14 protein-coding genes, 1 tRNA gene and 1 pseudogene are annotated in these 14887 nt (G+C 67.9%); 3 read left to right on the forward strand and 13 right to left on the reverse strand.

Annotated elements, in window-relative coordinates; all coding sequences use genetic code 11:
* The first annotated feature begins 86 nt into the window (after positions 1-86).
* On the forward strand, positions 87-1712 hold the full coding sequence (locus IPG05_10440) for an STAS domain-containing protein (GenBank protein MBK6495503.1): 1626 nt from the start codon (positions 87-89) through the stop codon (positions 1710-1712).
* 78 nt (positions 1713-1790) lie between these two features.
* Here the strand turns inward: IPG05_10440 and apaG are convergent, their stop codons facing one another.
* The 6 genes and pseudogenes from apaG to IPG05_10470 form a co-directional block, all read right to left on the reverse strand.
* Positions 1791-2189 (reverse strand): Co2+/Mg2+ efflux protein ApaG, encoded by a 399-nt coding sequence (gene apaG, locus IPG05_10445; GenBank protein MBK6495504.1) that lies wholly within the window; start codon positions 2187-2189, stop codon positions 1791-1793.
* A gap of 16 nt (positions 2190-2205) precedes the next feature.
* Positions 2206-3399: a homogentisate 1,2-dioxygenase gene (locus IPG05_10450; GenBank protein MBK6495505.1), complete on the reverse strand. Its 1194-nt coding sequence runs from the start codon at positions 3397-3399 to the stop codon at positions 2206-2208.
* A 1-nt stretch (position 3400) separates the two neighbouring features.
* Positions 3401-4528, reverse strand: a complete 1128-nt coding sequence (gene hppD, locus IPG05_10455) for a 4-hydroxyphenylpyruvate dioxygenase (GenBank protein ID MBK6495506.1) — start codon at positions 4526-4528, stop codon at positions 3401-3403.
* 102 nt (positions 4529-4630) lie between these two features.
* A complete protein-coding gene (locus IPG05_10460; protein MBK6495507.1) occupies positions 4631-5557 on the reverse strand; it encodes a phenylalanine 4-monooxygenase in 927 nt (308 codons plus the stop codon).
* Positions 5558-5593: 36 nt separating this feature from the next.
* Positions 5594-7628 (reverse strand): annotated as a pseudogene (locus tag IPG05_10465) (acetoacetate--CoA ligase).
* On the reverse strand, positions 7628-8626 hold the full coding sequence (locus IPG05_10470; GenBank protein MBK6495508.1) for a hypothetical protein: 999 nt from the start codon (positions 8624-8626) through the stop codon (positions 7628-7630). The pseudogene IPG05_10465 and the gene IPG05_10470 overlap by 1 nt, the downstream one beginning before the upstream one ends.
* Positions 8627-8746: 120 nt before the next feature.
* Between IPG05_10470 and IPG05_10475 the strand changes: the two genes are divergently transcribed.
* Complete coding sequence (locus IPG05_10475) at positions 8747-10012, forward strand: alkaline phosphatase family protein (protein ID MBK6495509.1); 1266 nt, start codon at positions 8747-8749, stop codon at positions 10010-10012.
* Positions 10013-10079: 67 nt separating this feature from the next.
* On the forward strand, positions 10080-11114 hold the full coding sequence (gene ypdA, locus IPG05_10480; protein MBK6495510.1) for a YpdA family putative bacillithiol disulfide reductase: 1035 nt from the start codon (positions 10080-10082) through the stop codon (positions 11112-11114).
* 5 nt (positions 11115-11119) lie between these two features.
* Here the strand turns inward: ypdA and IPG05_10485 are convergent, their stop codons facing one another.
* The 7 genes from IPG05_10485 to IPG05_10515 form a co-directional block, all read right to left on the reverse strand.
* Entirely contained in the window at positions 11120-11599 is a 480-nt protein-coding gene (locus IPG05_10485) for a hypothetical protein (protein MBK6495511.1), read from the reverse strand.
* The gene (locus IPG05_10490) at positions 11544-12479 is read right to left on the reverse strand and encodes a polysaccharide biosynthesis C-terminal domain-containing protein (protein ID MBK6495512.1); all 936 of its coding nucleotides are present in this window, start codon (positions 12477-12479) and stop codon (positions 11544-11546) included. Before IPG05_10490 ends, IPG05_10485 begins: the two co-directional genes overlap by 56 nt.
* Positions 12476-12859, reverse strand: a complete 384-nt coding sequence (locus IPG05_10495) for a TM2 domain-containing protein (GenBank protein MBK6495513.1) — start codon at positions 12857-12859, stop codon at positions 12476-12478. Before IPG05_10495 ends, IPG05_10490 begins: the two co-directional genes overlap by 4 nt.
* 176 nt (positions 12860-13035) lie before the next feature.
* Positions 13036-13109, reverse strand: a tRNA-Arg gene (locus IPG05_10500).
* A complete protein-coding gene (locus IPG05_10505) occupies positions 13100-13336 on the reverse strand; it encodes a hypothetical protein (protein ID MBK6495514.1) in 237 nt (78 codons plus the stop codon). The genes IPG05_10500 and IPG05_10505 overlap by 10 nt, the downstream gene beginning before the upstream one ends.
* Positions 13337-13365: 29 nt before the next feature.
* On the reverse strand, positions 13366-13554 hold the full coding sequence (locus IPG05_10510) for a hypothetical protein (protein ID MBK6495515.1): 189 nt from the start codon (positions 13552-13554) through the stop codon (positions 13366-13368).
* Positions 13524-14660, reverse strand: coding sequence for a hypothetical protein (locus IPG05_10515; protein MBK6495516.1), 1137 nt, complete (start codon positions 14658-14660; stop codon positions 13524-13526). The genes IPG05_10510 and IPG05_10515 overlap by 31 nt, the downstream gene beginning before the upstream one ends.
* Positions 14661-14887 lie beyond the last annotated feature (227 nt).

The raw sequence follows: 14887 nt of genomic DNA on the forward strand, positions 1-14887 counted from the left end.
ACTCTTTCCAGCGACCCGTTCCTCGGGGGACGGCAAACCTAGAGGAGGCCATTCTTTCGCGCAAGTCCCTGCTATGTTGCGAGCTTATGTATCGCTTCCGACCACAACTCGTCGACCTCCGCCGGGAGCTCCTCCCCGGTCAAATCGGTCGAGATATCGCCGCCGGCATCATCGTCGGGATCGTCGCCCTCCCCCTCGCCATCGCCTTCGGCATCGCTTCGGGCGTCACCCCCCAACAAGGCCTCGTCACCGCCATCATCGCCGGTGCCCTGATCGCCGGCTTCGGGGGCTCCCGGGTCCAGATTGGCGGCCCGACCGGCGCCTTCGTCGTCCTCGTCGCCATCACCATCGAGCGATTCGGCCTCGACGGCCTCCTGGTCGCCACCCTCCTGGCCGGTGGCATGCTGATCGTGGCCGGCCTGCTCGGCGCCGGCGCCCTGATCCGCTACATCCCCCTCCCGGTCACCACCGGCTTCACCAGCGGAATCGCCCTGATCATCGCCCTCGGCCAGCTCGCCGACGCCCTGGGCCTCGGCGTGGAGAAGGTCCCGGCGGCCTTTCTCCCGAAAGTCCAGGTCCTGGCAGGGGCAATCGGGACGATCGACCCGACCGCGCTGGCCGTCACCGGGGCCACCCTGGCGATCCTCCTGCTCTGGCCCCGGACCGGCATCAGAGTCCCGGGGCCGTTCGTCGCCCTGGTGGTGACCACCGCCGCCGTCTCGCTGCTGCACCTCGACGTGGCGACCATCGGCTCCCGCTTCGGCGACCTGCCGCGCGGCCTGCCGATGCCGAGCGTGCCGCACGTCTCCCTGGAGCGCCTGGGCGAGCTGTTCGCGCCGGCGGCGACCATCGCCCTCCTCGCGGCGATCGAATCGCTCCTGGCGGCCGTGGTGGCCGATTCCATGACCGGCTTCCGCCACCGCGCCAACACCGAACTGGTGGCGCAAGGGATCGCCAACCTCGCCGTGCCGTTCTTCGGCGGCATTCCGGCAACGGGCGCCATCGCACGCACCGCGACCAACATCCGGAGTGGCGGGCGCACGCCGATCGCCGGCCTGGTGCACGCGGCCACGCTGCTGATCATTCTGCTGGTGGCCGGACCACTCGCGCGCCTCATCCCGATGGCCACGCTCGCCGGCATCCTGCTGGTGGTGGCGTGGCACATGGGCGAATGGCACTCGTTCTTCCGCCTGGCGCGCGGGCCGCGCAACGACGCCGCCGTGCTGCTCACGACCTTCGGCTTCACGGTGATGGCCGACCTCACCGTCGGCATCGGCATGGGGATGGCGCTCGCGGCCCTGCTCTTCGTGCAGAAGATGACCACCGCCACGCACGTCATTACCGGCGACGAGGAAGACGACAGCGAGGCATTGATTCGCCGCGCCTGGCTGCCGGCAGGCGTCCGGTTGCTCGAGGTGCGCGGGCCGCTCTTCTTCGGCGGCGCCGAGACGCTGCGACGCGCGCTGAACGTCCTCCCCGACCCCTCGAAGCTGCTGCTGATCGACCTCGCCGCGGCACCCGGTCTCGACGTGACCACCGCCCGCATCCTCAAGGACTTCGAGGCACAGAGCCGGAGTCACGGGACGCGCGTGATGTTCCTCACCAAGGACGGTGCGACGGCGACGGCGCTGCAGCGGGAAGGATTGGAGCGGGCGTTGAGCGTGGAGCGGGCGGTCGGACGCTGGAAGGGAGAGGTGACCGGTGACGAGTAACCTGTAACCAGTGACCTGTAACCTGTAACCCGGACTGGAGACCGGTCACGGGTCACAGGTTACTGGTCACCTTTCTTTTCAGTTAGTCGCCACCTCATCCGCCGTCAGATAAAACCTCGGAATCGTCGCATCGAAGGACTCGCCGTCGGGGCGCACCAGGTGGTACTCCCCTTCCATCCAGCCGCTCGACGCGCGCAGCACCGCCGAGGATTGGTAGGTGTACACGCTGCCGGGGAGGAGCATCGGCTGTTCGCCGACGACCCCTTCCCCGGCCACTTCGCTGTCGTGTCCGATGTCGTCATGAATCAGCCAGCGGCGTGCCACCAACTGCGCCGAGCGCTCGCCGACGTTCTCGAGGCGCACGCGATAGGCAAAGACGTAGTGGCCCATCGACGGGCGCGACTGCTCCGCCACGAAGCGCGGATCGACCGAGACGCGGATCCCGTCGGTGATGGCGTAGTACAGTCGCCGTGGCATCGTGGCGCGCCCCGCCTCAGCTCGTCGGCGGGTTGAAGGCGCCGTGCTGCTGCTCGACCCACGAACGGTGGTAGTTCAGGTCCTCGAACGGCTGCGACGCCTTGGCGATCTTGAGCGCCCGGAACGAGTCCATCATCACCGCCAGCTCGTTGGTGTGCGTGGCCCCGATGCTCGCCTCGGCACGACCCGGATGCGGCCCGTGCGGCAGCCCGTCGGGATGGTGCGTGACGCTGCCGTACTCGATCCCCTTCCGGCTCATGAACTCGCTCGACGCGTAGAACAGCACTTCGTCGGAATCGACATTGCTGTGATTGTACGGCGCCGGAATCGCGTTCGGGTCGAAGTCGTACGGCCGCGGGCAGAACGAGCAGATCACGAAGCCGTCGCCCTGGAAGGTCTGGTGGACCGGCGGCGGCTGGTGAATGCGCCCGACGATCGGCTCGAAGTCGTGGATGTTGAACGCCCAGGGATAGAAGTGGCCGTCCCAGCCGACGACGTCGAACGGGTGGTGGTCGAGCAGCAGTTCGTTGAGCGCCTTGTACTGCTTCACCACGATCGGGAACTCGCCGCGCTCGTCCACCGGTTCGAGGTGCGTCGGCCGGCGGATGTCGCGCTCGGAATACGGCGCGCCTTCGAGCAACTGGCCGACGTTGTTGCGATAGCGGGTCGGAAAGCGCACGTGCCCGGCGCTTTCCATGACCAGCAACTTCGGCGCGCCCTTGCTGCGGTCGAAGCGCCACTGATGGGTGATGTTGCGATGGATGACGACGTAGTCGCCCGGCTTGAACGGCAGGATCCCGAACGCCGACGCCAGCACCCCTTCCCCTTCGACGACGTAGACGACTTCATCGGCCTGCGAGTTCCGATAGAACGGCTCGACCGCGGCGTCGGGCTCGGACCAGAGCATGGCGATGTCGCTGTTGAACAGCATTGGCACGCGGTCGAGCACCAGCGAGCCACCCTTCGGCGCCTGCGCCGTGCGCCAGTGCCGGTGGCGCAACGAGGTCTCGTCGTCCGCCTCCCAGACGATCGGCCGCAACCGACGCGCCGAGAGCACCGTCGTCGGCGGGTGGATGTGGTACAGCAGCGAGGCGGTACCGACGAAGCCCTCGTGCCCCATCAACTCCTCGGCGTAGAGCCCGCCATCGGGACGCCGGAAGACGATGTGCCGCTTGCGGGGCACCTCGCCCATCAGGTGATAGATCGGCATGCTAGAGGTTCCCCCGCGCGTCCTGTTCGCGCTCGATGGCCTCGAAGAGTGCCTTGAAGTTGCCGGCCCCGAAGCTCTTGGCGCCCTTCCGCTGGATGATCTCGTAGAACAGCGTGGGGCGATCCTGCACCGGCTTGGTGAAGATCTGCAGGAGGTAGCCTTCGTCGTCGCGATCCACGAGGATGCCCAGCTCCGCCAGTGGCGCGATGTCCTCGTCGATCTTCCCGACGCGGTCAAGCACCGTCTCGTAGTACTCGGCCGGCACCCGCAGGAACTCGATGCCGCGCGAGCGGAGATCGCGCACCGTGGTGATGATGTCGTCGGTGGCGATGGCGACGTGCTGCACGCCCGGGCCGCGATAGAAGTCGAGGTACTCCTCGATCTGGGACTTCTTCTTGCCGCTGGCCGGTTCGTTGATCGGGAACTTGATCCGTCCGTTGCCATTGCTCATCACCTTCGACATCAGCGCCGAATACTCGGTGGTGATCTGCTTGTCGTCGAAGGTGAGGATGTTGGTGAAGCCGAGGACGCGCTCGTAGAACCCGACCCAGCTGTTCATCTTGCCGAGCTCGACGTTGCCGACGCAGTGGTCGACATACTTGAGGCCGGTCGATTTCGACGCGTAGTTCGACTTCATCGGGACGAACCCGGGCAGGAAGAGCCCGGTGTAGTTGCGCCGCTCGACGATCGAGTGGATCGTGTCGCCGTAGGTGCGGATGGCGGCGATGATCACCTCGCCATGCGCGTCCCGTTCGACGCGCGGCTCGCCGGCGGAGACCGCACCGCGCTCCATCGCGACGGCGTAGGCGGCGCGGGCATCCTCCACCCAGAACGCCATGTCACGGACACCGTCGCCGTGGCGGTGAATGTGCTCGGCGATCTCGCCCTCGGGCCCCATCGGCGTGGTGAGCACCAGGCGGATCTTGTCCTGCATCAGCAGATACGAGGCGCGATCACGGACACCGGTTTCGGGGCCGCGATAGCCGATCAGTTCGTAGCCGAAGGCGTAGCAGTAGTAGAGCATCGACTGCTTGGCGTTGCCGACCCAGTACTCGATGTAGTCGGTCCCGTGGATCGGGAAGGCGTCGTGCGCGGTCGAGAGGTCAGGCTGCGTGATGGTGGCGGTCATGAGGTACTCCAGGTCGCGTTCAGAAAGTCGAAAGGGGGCAGTCGGCGACGCGCTGCCATCCTGGATCGGTGCGACGATGCCCGGGTCGCGGGGCGCGCAGGTTCACGCGGACCGCGCGGCGACAAGGAAGGAGCGGAGGTCCGCCTCGCTGATGGCCGGCTCGCCCGGAGAGACATGGTCAAGCTTCCCCTCCCGCACCCACTCGATCAGCCGCTCGATCTCGGCGTACAGGTGCTCGAAGGAATCGACCACGAAGAGCAACGGCTGGTAATGGTCGATCTCGAAGTACTGGTTGACGACCCACTCGAGTTGCAGCGGGAAGCGCTGCACGGTGGGGGACTCGATCGCATGGGCGATCTCGCCATAGGACGACAGCAGGCCGCTGCCATACACCTTCAGCTCGCCTGGCGTGGTGCCACGCATCAGGCCGAACTCCACCGTGAACCAGAAGAAGCGCGCCATCGCCTTGATCACCGAGGTCAGCACCTGCAACTGCTCGTGCTCGTCCTCGATAGCCGCCACCCGCTCTGCCGCCGCCTTGGCACATTCGCCGAACATCACCAGCGTGTCGGCAAAGGCCTTGTCGGTGTGCATCGGCACGTGGCCGGCGATGTCGTGGAAGATGTCGGGCTCGGGGAGGTAGTCGAGCACGGCCCCATCGCGAATCGTGATGGTGGTCGGGAAGGCGCGCTGACGCAGGCAATCGAAGAACATGTACGCCGGCACGTAACCGCTCACCGCCTTGGCCCGGAAGCCGGTCAGCGGCGCCATGAACTTGTTCACGTCCTCGAGGCGCGGCACCCGCTCAGGATCGAGGCAGAGCGTCTCCAGCCCTTCGAGGAAGCGATGGTTGGCATACTGCTGCCACCGCTCTCCCATGCGCGCATAGAGCCGACGCCAGACGTCGTGGTTGGCCTCGGAGTAGAGCTCATATGGCTGGTCGATATAGAGCCGCCCTTCGGCCTGGGCCTGCTCGATAAATGGCGCTTGGGTCGTGGTGAGGCCGGGGACTGCCGCAGTGGTGGTCAAACGGGCCTCCGAGAGGGATGGAACTCGGATGGAAAACTAATGGGGCGGCTGGACCTGGAGCAGTTCCGCCCGATCTCGAAATTCCTCCAGCGACTCGGGGTTGGCAAGCGCCCCGACATTCTTGACGGGACGCCCCTCGACCACGTCGCGGACCGCCAATTCGCTCAACTTGCCGCTCCGGGTCCGGGGGATGTCCCGGACGGCCAGCACCACCCGGGGAACGTGGTGCGGTGACGCCCCGTCGCGGATCCGCTTCCGGAGCCGGTCGACCAATGCCCCGTCCAGGCTGACCCCCTCGACCAAACGGACAAAGAGCACCACCCGGACGTCGCCGTCGGCGCTGCCGGGGATCCGCTGCCCGATCACCAGGCTCTCGAGCACCTCGGGAATCGTCTCGACCTGGCGGTAGATCTCCGCGGTACCGATCCGTACGCCACCCGGGTTGAGTGTGGCGTCGCTGCGCCCGCTGATGGCGAAGCCGCCGTGCACCGTCCGAGTGATCCAGTCGCCGTGACGCCAGACGCCGGGGTATTCGCCGAAATACGCCGCCCGATAGAGTGCGCCATCCGGATCGTGCCAGAACGCCACGGGCATCGACGGAAAGGGTCGGGTGCAGACCAGCTCCCCCGCCTCGCCGACCGGTGCCGGCTGCCCCGCCGCATCGAAGACCTCGACCGCCATCCCCAACCCTGGTCCCTGGATCTCGCCCCGATAGACCGGCGAGATCGGGTTGCCCAGCACGAAGCAGGAGACGATGTCGGTCCCACCGGAGATGGACGCCACCTGCACCGCACCAACGGCACGCGTCACCCAATCGAACGACTCCGCCGCGAGCGGCGAGCCGGTCGAGAAGACGGTGCGCAGCGCGTCCAGCGCAAAGTCTCGCGCCGGCTCGAGCCCCGCCTTCTCGGCGAGCGCGAGGTACTTGGCACTCGTCCCGAAGAGTTGCACGCGTTCGGCCGCGGCAAGCCGCCAGAGGATGGCCGGATCGTGCGACGGCATCGGCGCCCCGTCGTACAACACCAGCGTGGCGCCGACCGCCAGCCCGCTCACCAACCAGTTCCACATCATCCAGCCGCAGGTGGTGAAGTAGAAGAGCCGCTCGCCGGCGCGCAGGTCACCGTGCAGCCGATGCTCCTTCAGGTGCTGCAGGAGTGTCCCCCCTGCCCCATGCACCATGCACTTCGGCAGACCGGTCGTCCCCGACGAGTAGAGGATGTAGAGCGGATGATCGAACGGCAGGCGCGTGAAGCGCATCGGTGGTGTTGGCCCGTCACCGAGGAGTTGGGCCCACGTCGACATCCGCGGATCGTCCGGCAGGATGGCGGCACCACGATACGGGATCATCACCGCGTGTTCGACCGACGGCAGCCGGGGCAGCAGCTCCTCGGCGCGCGCCACGCAGTCGTGCACCTTGCCGCCGTAGCCGTAGCCGTCGCAGAAGAAGAGCACGCGCGGCGTGGTCTGCCCGAAGCGATCGACGATCCCCTCGACCCCGAAGTCGGGCGAGCACGAAGTCCACACGGCGCCGAGGGCGCTGGTGGCAAGCATCGCGACGATGGTCTCGGGAATGTTGGGCAACCAGCCGGCCACGCGGTCTCCGGGCCCGACGCCGAGCGCGGCGAGGCCGGCGGTCACGCGCGCGACCGTCTTCCCGCAGTTGCCGCCAGCTCCACGGGGCCAACGCGCCGCGCTCGTCCCAGGCGACGATCGCGTCGTGGTCGCCATCGTGGCGGAGCAGATTCTCGGCGAAGTTGAGTTTGGCGCCAGCGAACCAATGCGGGCCACGTTGCGGGGCGGGTGGCGCCATCTGGTCCAGGCCGACCACCACCGTACTCCATGGTTCGCCGCTCGGGAGCTGATCGGCAACGACATCAGCATCGTGCCACACCGCAGCCCAGAAGGCCGCGGGGTCCGCAATGGACCACGCATGCAAGGCGCGGAACGCCTCGGCATCGTCGTGTGGGGGGAGTGCGATCCCCTCGGCCCGGCGTGCGGCGAGGAAGTGCGCCAGATGCGACGACGCCACCCGGGTCGGATTCGGAATCCACTGTGGCATGGCGGCGTCCATCAGCGGCGGCGCATCACCACGTCGTCGCTCATGATGCGCTCACCGATCGACAGCGTGAGCAGCTGACCGCTGAAGCCCTCGCGCGCCACGCGCACGTACTGAACGCGGCAGCGCTCGAGCAACTTCGGGTCGAACTCGAGACGATACTCACCGTTGCCGTTCGAGAAGGTCGAGAACGGTGTGCCGACAATCTGCAGGTGCGCCCCCGCCAGCGGCGTGCGGTGATCGTCGCCAAGCACGCGACCGATGACCGTGGCCAGCACCGGCGTGCCATCGGGGTTCTTGCCGAGATCGGGGATCTCGACACAGCGGCCGGCGGCCTCGTCGAACGACGGGCGCCAGTCGCGGTAATCGGGCTGCGTCGGCCCGACGCGACCCATCGCGCCGGCCGCGGCGGCGACCGCCGTGTTCGAGTTGCGCGTACCGGCGGTGAGGATGTCGCGCGGCTTCCCGTTGTCGTCGAGGGGGACACCCTTCGCGGTCAGGTTGTTCACCATATCCGACGCGGTCGCGATGCGACGCACCCCCTTGGGGGCCTGGGTCGGCGCCGCCTCCGGCTCGGCCGGCGGCGTCTCCACCTTGGCCGGCGGCTCGGGCGTGTTGACGTTCATCAGGTCCGGGTCGATCTGCGGCTTCTCCGGCCCGGCTTCCTTGGGGACGAGCGCGTCGGGGTTCTTCGAATCCGGACCGAGCGGCGTCGACTTCTTCGGCGGCTCAGCCTTGGGCTGTTCCTGCTGCGGCTGCGGCTGTGGCTGTGGCTGAGGCTGCTCGGGCTGCTGCTCGGCCTTCGGCGCCGGGTTGGCCGGTGGCGCCAACGCGATCTCCTGTCGATCCTCGCCCGGATTCCGTTCGATCGTGGGGAGCGAGCGCGCCGAGGCGGGGCGGAAGATCAGCCAGAGGACCACGACCACGTGGAGGGCCGCGCTCGTGCTGAGCGCGCCCCAACTGCGGCCTCGCTCGATGGGAGGCCCGACGGTGAATGGCGTGGTTGGCTGCACTGTTAGAGCTTAGTAGTGTCGAGGGCAGAACGGGATGCCCGACCGGTTGCCGGGATTTGCGCTCGCAAACAACAATGGACGATCATAACCGCCATGCATAGACCATTTCGACATGCTCCCGTGACCAGCGTTGTCCTGGCTGCCCTGGTGCTCTGTGGCCCCAGGCTCGTTGCCCAGGGTCCTCGCCCGAACACCCCGGTGTTGCAGTCCGGACCGATGGTCGGTGCCTCCCAGATGCGCGAGGTGACGCTGTGGGCGCAGACGACCCGGCCCGCCCTGGTCCAGTTTGTCTATTGGGACTCCCTCGCCCCGACCCGGCGCTATACCACCGAGTCGGTCCGGACCGCCCCTGCCACCGCCCATGTCGCCAAGGTCCAGGCCGATAGCGTGAAGCCTGGGCGTGTCTATGGCTACGAACTCCGGATCAATGGCGTTGGAGTTCCGCGCCCCTATCGGCTGCGCTTTGCCACCCCGACGCTCTGGCAGTACCGCACCGACCCGCCGACGGTCCGGATCGCGGTGGCGTCCTGCTTCTACGTGAACGAGCCGGAATTCGACCGCCCCGGCGCCCCGTACGGCGGCGAGTACGACATCCTCGGCGCCGTGACCCGCAGCCGCCCCGACCTGATGCTCTGGATGGGCGACAACGCCTATCTGCGCGAGGGCGACTTCGACACGCGCACCGGCGTCTTCCATCGCTACACCCACTCGCGCTCGCTGCCCGAGCTCCAGCCGCTGTTGGCCGCCACCAGTCACTACGCGACGTGGGACGACCACGACTTCGGGCCCAACGACAGCGACCGTTCCTACGGCGGCCGCTTCCTCACGCGCGCGGCGTTCGAACTCTTCTGGGGTAATCCACCGCTCGGTGCCGATGGCGATGGTGGCGTGACGTCCTCGTTCGGCTGGAGCGATGTCGACGTCTTCCTGACCGACAACCGCTGGTATCGCGACGCCCAGGATCGTGTCACCGGCCCGAAGAACTACCTCGGCCGGCCGCAGATCGAATGGCTCCTGAACGGACTCAAGTCATCGCGCGCCACCTTCAAGCTGGTGGTCATCGGTGGCCAGACGGTGAACAACTCGGTGACCTTCGAGAACTATGCGACCTACGAGGCGGAGCGCACCTTCTTCCTCGACCGCCTGGCGGAAGAGCGGATCCCCGGCGTCATCCTCCTCAGTGGCGACAAGCACTGGACCGAGCTGAGCCGGATGAACCGCGCGGGCAGCTACCCGCTCTACGACCTCACCGTGTCGCCGCTGACGGCTGGACCGTCCACCGGATGGAAGAGCGAACAGAACGCGTACCGCGTCGAGGGCACCATGGTGAACGACCGCAACTTCGGCCTCCTTGAAGTGACCGGGCCGCTCAAGGAGAGGTGCTGACCATCACGATTCAGGATCGCACCGGCGCGGTCCGGTGGAAGCGTGCCATTCCGGCGTCGGAGCTGAAGTGAAGCCACTCCCCATGGAGGTCGAGGCACTGATTGTCGGCGCCGGCCCGATCGGCCTGGCCTGTGCGATTGCGGCGAAGCGTCGAGGTGTCGGCGCGCTGGTGATCGACGCCGGTGCGATCGCCGATGCCATTGTGCGCTACCCGATCGGGATGACCTTCTTCACCACGCCCGAGCGGCTGGAGATTGGCGATCACCCTCTGGTGACGAGTGGCGCCAAGGCGACGCGCGAGGAGGCGCTGACGTACTACCGCGGCGTGGTGCGCGCCGAGAAGCTCGCGGTGCAGCCGTACACGCGCCTGGTACATGCCGAGCGGCGGGACGGGCGCATCGAGTGCACGCTGGGGACGGGGGCAGGCCCGCAGACCGTGCGATGTGAACGACTGGTGTTGGCCACCGGCTACTTCGATCACGCCAACATGCTCGATGTTCCGGGCGAGTCGTTGCCGCATGTGTCGCACTGGTTCGACGAGCCGCACAGGACGGCCGGCCTCGACGTCGTGATCATCGGTGGGAAGAACTCGGCGGTCGAGACGGCGCTGCAGTGCTTCCGTGCCGGCGCGCGGGTGACGTTGGTGTATCGGCGCGAGGCGTTCAAGCCGAGCCTGAAGTACTGGTTGCGGCCCGACCTCGAGAACCGGATTGCCGCGGGGGAGATCGCGGCGCATATGGGCGCCGAGGTCGTGGCGATCACGCCGACCGACGTGCGCATCCGCACGGCCGACGGAGAAGCGGTCGACCTGCCGGCGGACCGGGTCTACGCGCTCACCGGCTATCACCCGGACTTCGCCTTGCAGCGCCAGCTCGGCATCGAGTTCGACGAGGCAGGTGACCGGCCGCTGATGAACGCCGAGACGCTGGAGTCGAGCGTGCCGGGGATCTACCTGGCGGGGAGTGTTGGTGCGGGGCGGTTCATCTCGGAGGTCTTCATCGAGAATGGCCGCTACGACGGCGAGAAGATCTTCGGCGACGTGGACAGTCGGCACGCGGCGGAGCAGAAGTACCAGGCCTCGCCGCGGCCGGTGGGCGAGTAGCGCAGCTAGATCCGCTGAAGTGGTCGCCGCAGGGCCGCGCGCACCCGGTGCAGGAGGATCAGCGCCACGGCCGCGAGGCCAACGACCAGTCCCCACCAGAGGCCGATCGGCCCGAGCGGCGTGCGGTACGCCAGCCACGTCGACGTCGCGAGACCGAGCATGCCGAAGCCGACCAGATTGACGAGCATCGGCGTGTGAGTGTCACCCAAGCCGCGCAGCACGCCGATGCAGACCACCTGGATGCCATCGAAGACCTGGAAGATCCCGGCAATGGGGAGCAACACCGCCGCGAACGCCACCACCGGTTCCGCGTTGGTGTAGAGGGCCGCAATCCAGTGCGGCACCACCAGGAAGATGAGTCCGGTCAGCACCATGAAGCCCGCGCCCACCACGAGCGCCGCTCGCACTCCTGCACGGAGGGCGCCGCGGTCACCCCGCCCCACCGCCTGCCCGATCAACACCGACGCCGCCATGCCGACGCCCATCGGCACCATGAAGGTCAGCGACGCGAGATTCAGCGCAATCTGATGGCCGGCCACCTGCACCGTGCCGAACATCCCCATCAGCAGCCCGACGATGGAGAACGCCGCCATCTCGATCTCGACCTGCAGCGCGATCGGCACGCCGATGCGCAGCATCGTCGCGAACGGCGCCGCCTGCAGCAGACGCGGCCGTATCCGGGCGAAGCATCGGCCCCAACTCGCGCCGAGCGAGGAAAACCAGCAGGACGATCATCACCACGCGCGACACGGCCGTGGCGGCTGCGGAGCCGGCCACGCCGAGCGGCGGCACGCCGGCGCCGCCGAAGATCAGCCAATAGTTGAGGCCGATGTTGACGAGGTTGGCGATGAGGATCGTCCAGAGCACCGGCTGCACCCGGTGCAACACCTGCATCGTCTGTCGCCCGACCGTGAAGAGCAGGAAGGGGAGGACGCCGGGAATCAGCACGCGGCAGTAGGTGCCCGCGAGCGGCACGACATCCGCCGGCTGGCGCACCATCCGCAGGAACGGCTCGGCGAACCACATCACCGCGGCGAGCGGCACGGAGAGCAGGATCGCCAGCACGACGCCACGCTGCACGCCGAGGGCGACCGTCTCGTCCTCGCCGGCACCGTGCGCCTGCGAGAGCACGGGGTCGAGGGAGAGGAGGATGCCGAGGCCGAACATCAGCACCGCCATGCCATACAGGTTGCCGAGCGCCACGGCGGCGAGGGCCTGCGGCGAGAGGCGGCCGACCATGACCGTGTCGACGACGCCCATCAGCATCATGCCGACGTTGACGCCGATGATCGGGAGGGCGAGACGGAGGAGGGGCCGAAATGCGTTGGGAGGGGACACCGACGCCGGCAGGACGCCGGCGGTCACGCCTGGGTCGAGTCGCGGCGGGAGGCGGGTTCGATCATCCGCTCGGCGAACGCGACGCGGTCCTGCAGCTCGGTGACTTCGGCGCGGAGGGCGTCGAGCTCATCGAAGATGGCGGCGGCCGTCCCCGGCGGAATCAGGCGATCGCTCTCGGGCTCCCAGTTCGCCACGAGGTTCCCCTCCGAGTCACGGAAGGAGCCGGCGGCGATGAGGATGTTGTCGTAGAGGTACCACAGCCCGAGGCCGCCGAGCGTGCACGCCTGGAGAATGCCGGTCTGGACCTTGCCGACATAGAACCGGTGCGCACCGAAGACGCCGAGGAAGACGGCGAGCAGCTGGGCGACGAGTCTGGATTTTGGCGAGGCGAAGAGATCGTCGGTCATGCTCTGGCTTGGCTAAGAGTGCGCCCGGCAGGAGTCGAACCTGCGACCGGCAGCTTAGAAGGCAGCGCAGGTGGAAGTAGTGCCCTACAACCTGCGCGCTGACTGGGTTTGCGAAATCCGACTCCGGTTGGTCGCACGCATTGGTCGCATGGAGGCCCCCCCAACCCCTCTGGCAATGCCCCCGGCAGGACTCGAACCTGCGACCGCGGGATTAGAAATCCCGTGCTCTATCCGGCTGAGCTACAGGGGCCCGGTGGCCGTGACGGCCGGCCCGGCGTTGGGCGAATGATAAGGCAGGCGCGCCCAGGCGTGATAGTCGAGGGTGTCTTGGATCGGGAGGGTGCGCTCGAGGCCCGTCATGACATAGTGCACGTCGCGCGTCTGCGGGCTGTGCCCGATGATCCGCTCGATGGAGGCCGGGGCGAAGGTCGCGCCGAGGCCTGGCTCACGGACCGACGTCAACAGCGTGGTGACCATCGCGCGAAGGGTTTGGGGCCCGACGCGCTTCAGGGGTCGGTCAGACCGTAGTCCTCGCGGGCGCGATCGAGCGCTCGGTACGGCGAATAGGTGCCGCGCTTGACCAGCGCGTCCCTCGGCCTGACCTCGGCCTCGAGCTGCAGGGCGAGCGCGGTGGTGCGCCACGCTCCGTACGCCGGCGCCTCGTTCAGCTCCTCGCCGGTGAGGTGCCGCGCCATCTGCTCGCGTGACCAGCCGTCTGCCCGGTATCGCCGCCACAGCCGTTTGGCCTCGCTGTCCGCGCGGGGTGGCAGGATGAGGCCGTCCACCGCCGGCGGCGTGCCCCTCGTCGCGCCCGCTCCATGCGCCACCAGTGGAGCACATCGCGCAGATGCGGCCACATCGGGCAGGTCCGCAAACGGGGCCGCCCAGGCGTGCTCCGCTTCCCGTCAACCACCTGGATCAGGCCCGCTTCCCATCGCACGTGCGACCAATCCGCGGATACGGGCTCGCCCAACCGGCACCCCGTGTACGCGATCATCGCCATCCGCACATAGGCCGGGGCGTACCGCAGGCTGCCGTTCCGCCGCGCCTCGGGATCCCCGGGGTCTCCCCACCGATGACCAATCGTCATGTTGCGCAGTGCGTCCAGGAGGCGCGCAACGTCCGCCGGCGTCGGCACAACCACCGTCGCCCGGGTCCTGACCTTCGGGCCTGACCCCTTGCGGAAGACGTTTCCGTTCGGGGTAGCGTTGTGCACCAGGGCGAGCCAGGCTAGCCATGTGCGGAGCGCCACCCAGCGCCGTCGGCGCGTGTTTTCGCTCGCGTACGCCGCCTTCAGGTGGGTGTGGAACTTGGCGGTGTGGGATGGGCTGATCGCGCGGACTGTTTTGACCTTCAAGCTATCGAAGAACTCGAACGCCTCGCGCGCATGGTCCACAGTGTCGGCGGCCGCGCGGAGCGCATTTTTCGCCTCGCGCTGGCGCCCGCCCTTGGCGCCATCCACTGCTTCCTCAAAGTGCGCCTGCCCCCACTCCTGAAAGGCCTGGGCCAGCGGCATGGCACCATCCGCGACATCGCCTCCTTCGCCAGCGATCGCGAGCGCCTTGTCAAACCCGTCCAAAAGGGTCTTGGCGGCCTGCCCCGCCGAGGCGCATCCGGCCTCGGTGTGCTGGTGCAGCGGGAGGTCGAGGCGGGTCTCACCCCAATGGCCGATCGCGCGCAGCGCCGCAATGCGGTGGTCGCACCACCAAGCGCCGTTATGCCACCGCAGCCGCCCCGCGTCGCGGTGGGGAATGGGGAAGCGCTCGACGGTAGTGTCCCACTCGCGTTTGCGCCGCGGCATTGGCCATATCCCGGGTCGACATCACGCGGCCCGCCATGCGCCCCTTCGTGGTCGCACGCTTCGGCTGCCGCGCGGAGGATACACCGGGCCAGCGTGCAACGGGAGTCTCTGGCGCCGGTGCCGGCACAGTCGCAGCAGCCATCACCGCGGCGGGGTCCACGAACCACCCGTCTGCAGTGTTCTTACCCCACTGGACGCCAGGCACCTGCCCCTTCCGAACTCGCCTG

The sequence above is a fragment of the Gemmatimonadota bacterium genome, from assembly GCA_016704275.1.
Taxonomy (GTDB): Bacteria; Gemmatimonadota; Gemmatimonadetes; order Gemmatimonadales; family GWC2-71-9; genus Palsa-1233.

Coding starts and splice junctions, on each gene's coding strand:
- hppD (MBK6495506.1), bottom strand. CDS start 4,528: ATGACCGCCACCATCACGCAGCCTGACCTCTCGACCGCGCACGACGCC.
- apaG (MBK6495504.1), bottom strand. CDS start 2,189: ATGCCACGGCGACTGTACTACGCCATCACCGACGGGATCCGCGTCTCG.
- IPG05_10485 (MBK6495511.1), bottom strand. CDS start 11,599: ATGGGCGTCGGCATGGCGGCGTCGGTGTTGATCGGGCAGGCGGTGGGG.
- IPG05_10440 (MBK6495503.1), top strand. CDS start 87: ATGTATCGCTTCCGACCACAACTCGTCGACCTCCGCCGGGAGCTCCTC.
- IPG05_10515 (MBK6495516.1), bottom strand. CDS start 14,660: ATGCCGCGGCGCAAACGCGAGTGGGACACTACCGTCGAGCGCTTCCCC.
- IPG05_10450 (MBK6495505.1), bottom strand. CDS start 3,399: ATGCCGATCTATCACCTGATGGGCGAGGTGCCCCGCAAGCGGCACATC.
- IPG05_10510 (MBK6495515.1), bottom strand. CDS start 13,554: ATGGCGCGGCACCTCACCGGCGAGGAGCTGAACGAGGCGCCGGCGTAC.
- IPG05_10495 (MBK6495513.1), bottom strand. CDS start 12,859: ATGACCGACGATCTCTTCGCCTCGCCAAAATCCAGACTCGTCGCCCAG.
- IPG05_10505 (MBK6495514.1), bottom strand. CDS start 13,336: ATGGTCACCACGCTGTTGACGTCGGTCCGTGAGCCAGGCCTCGGCGCG.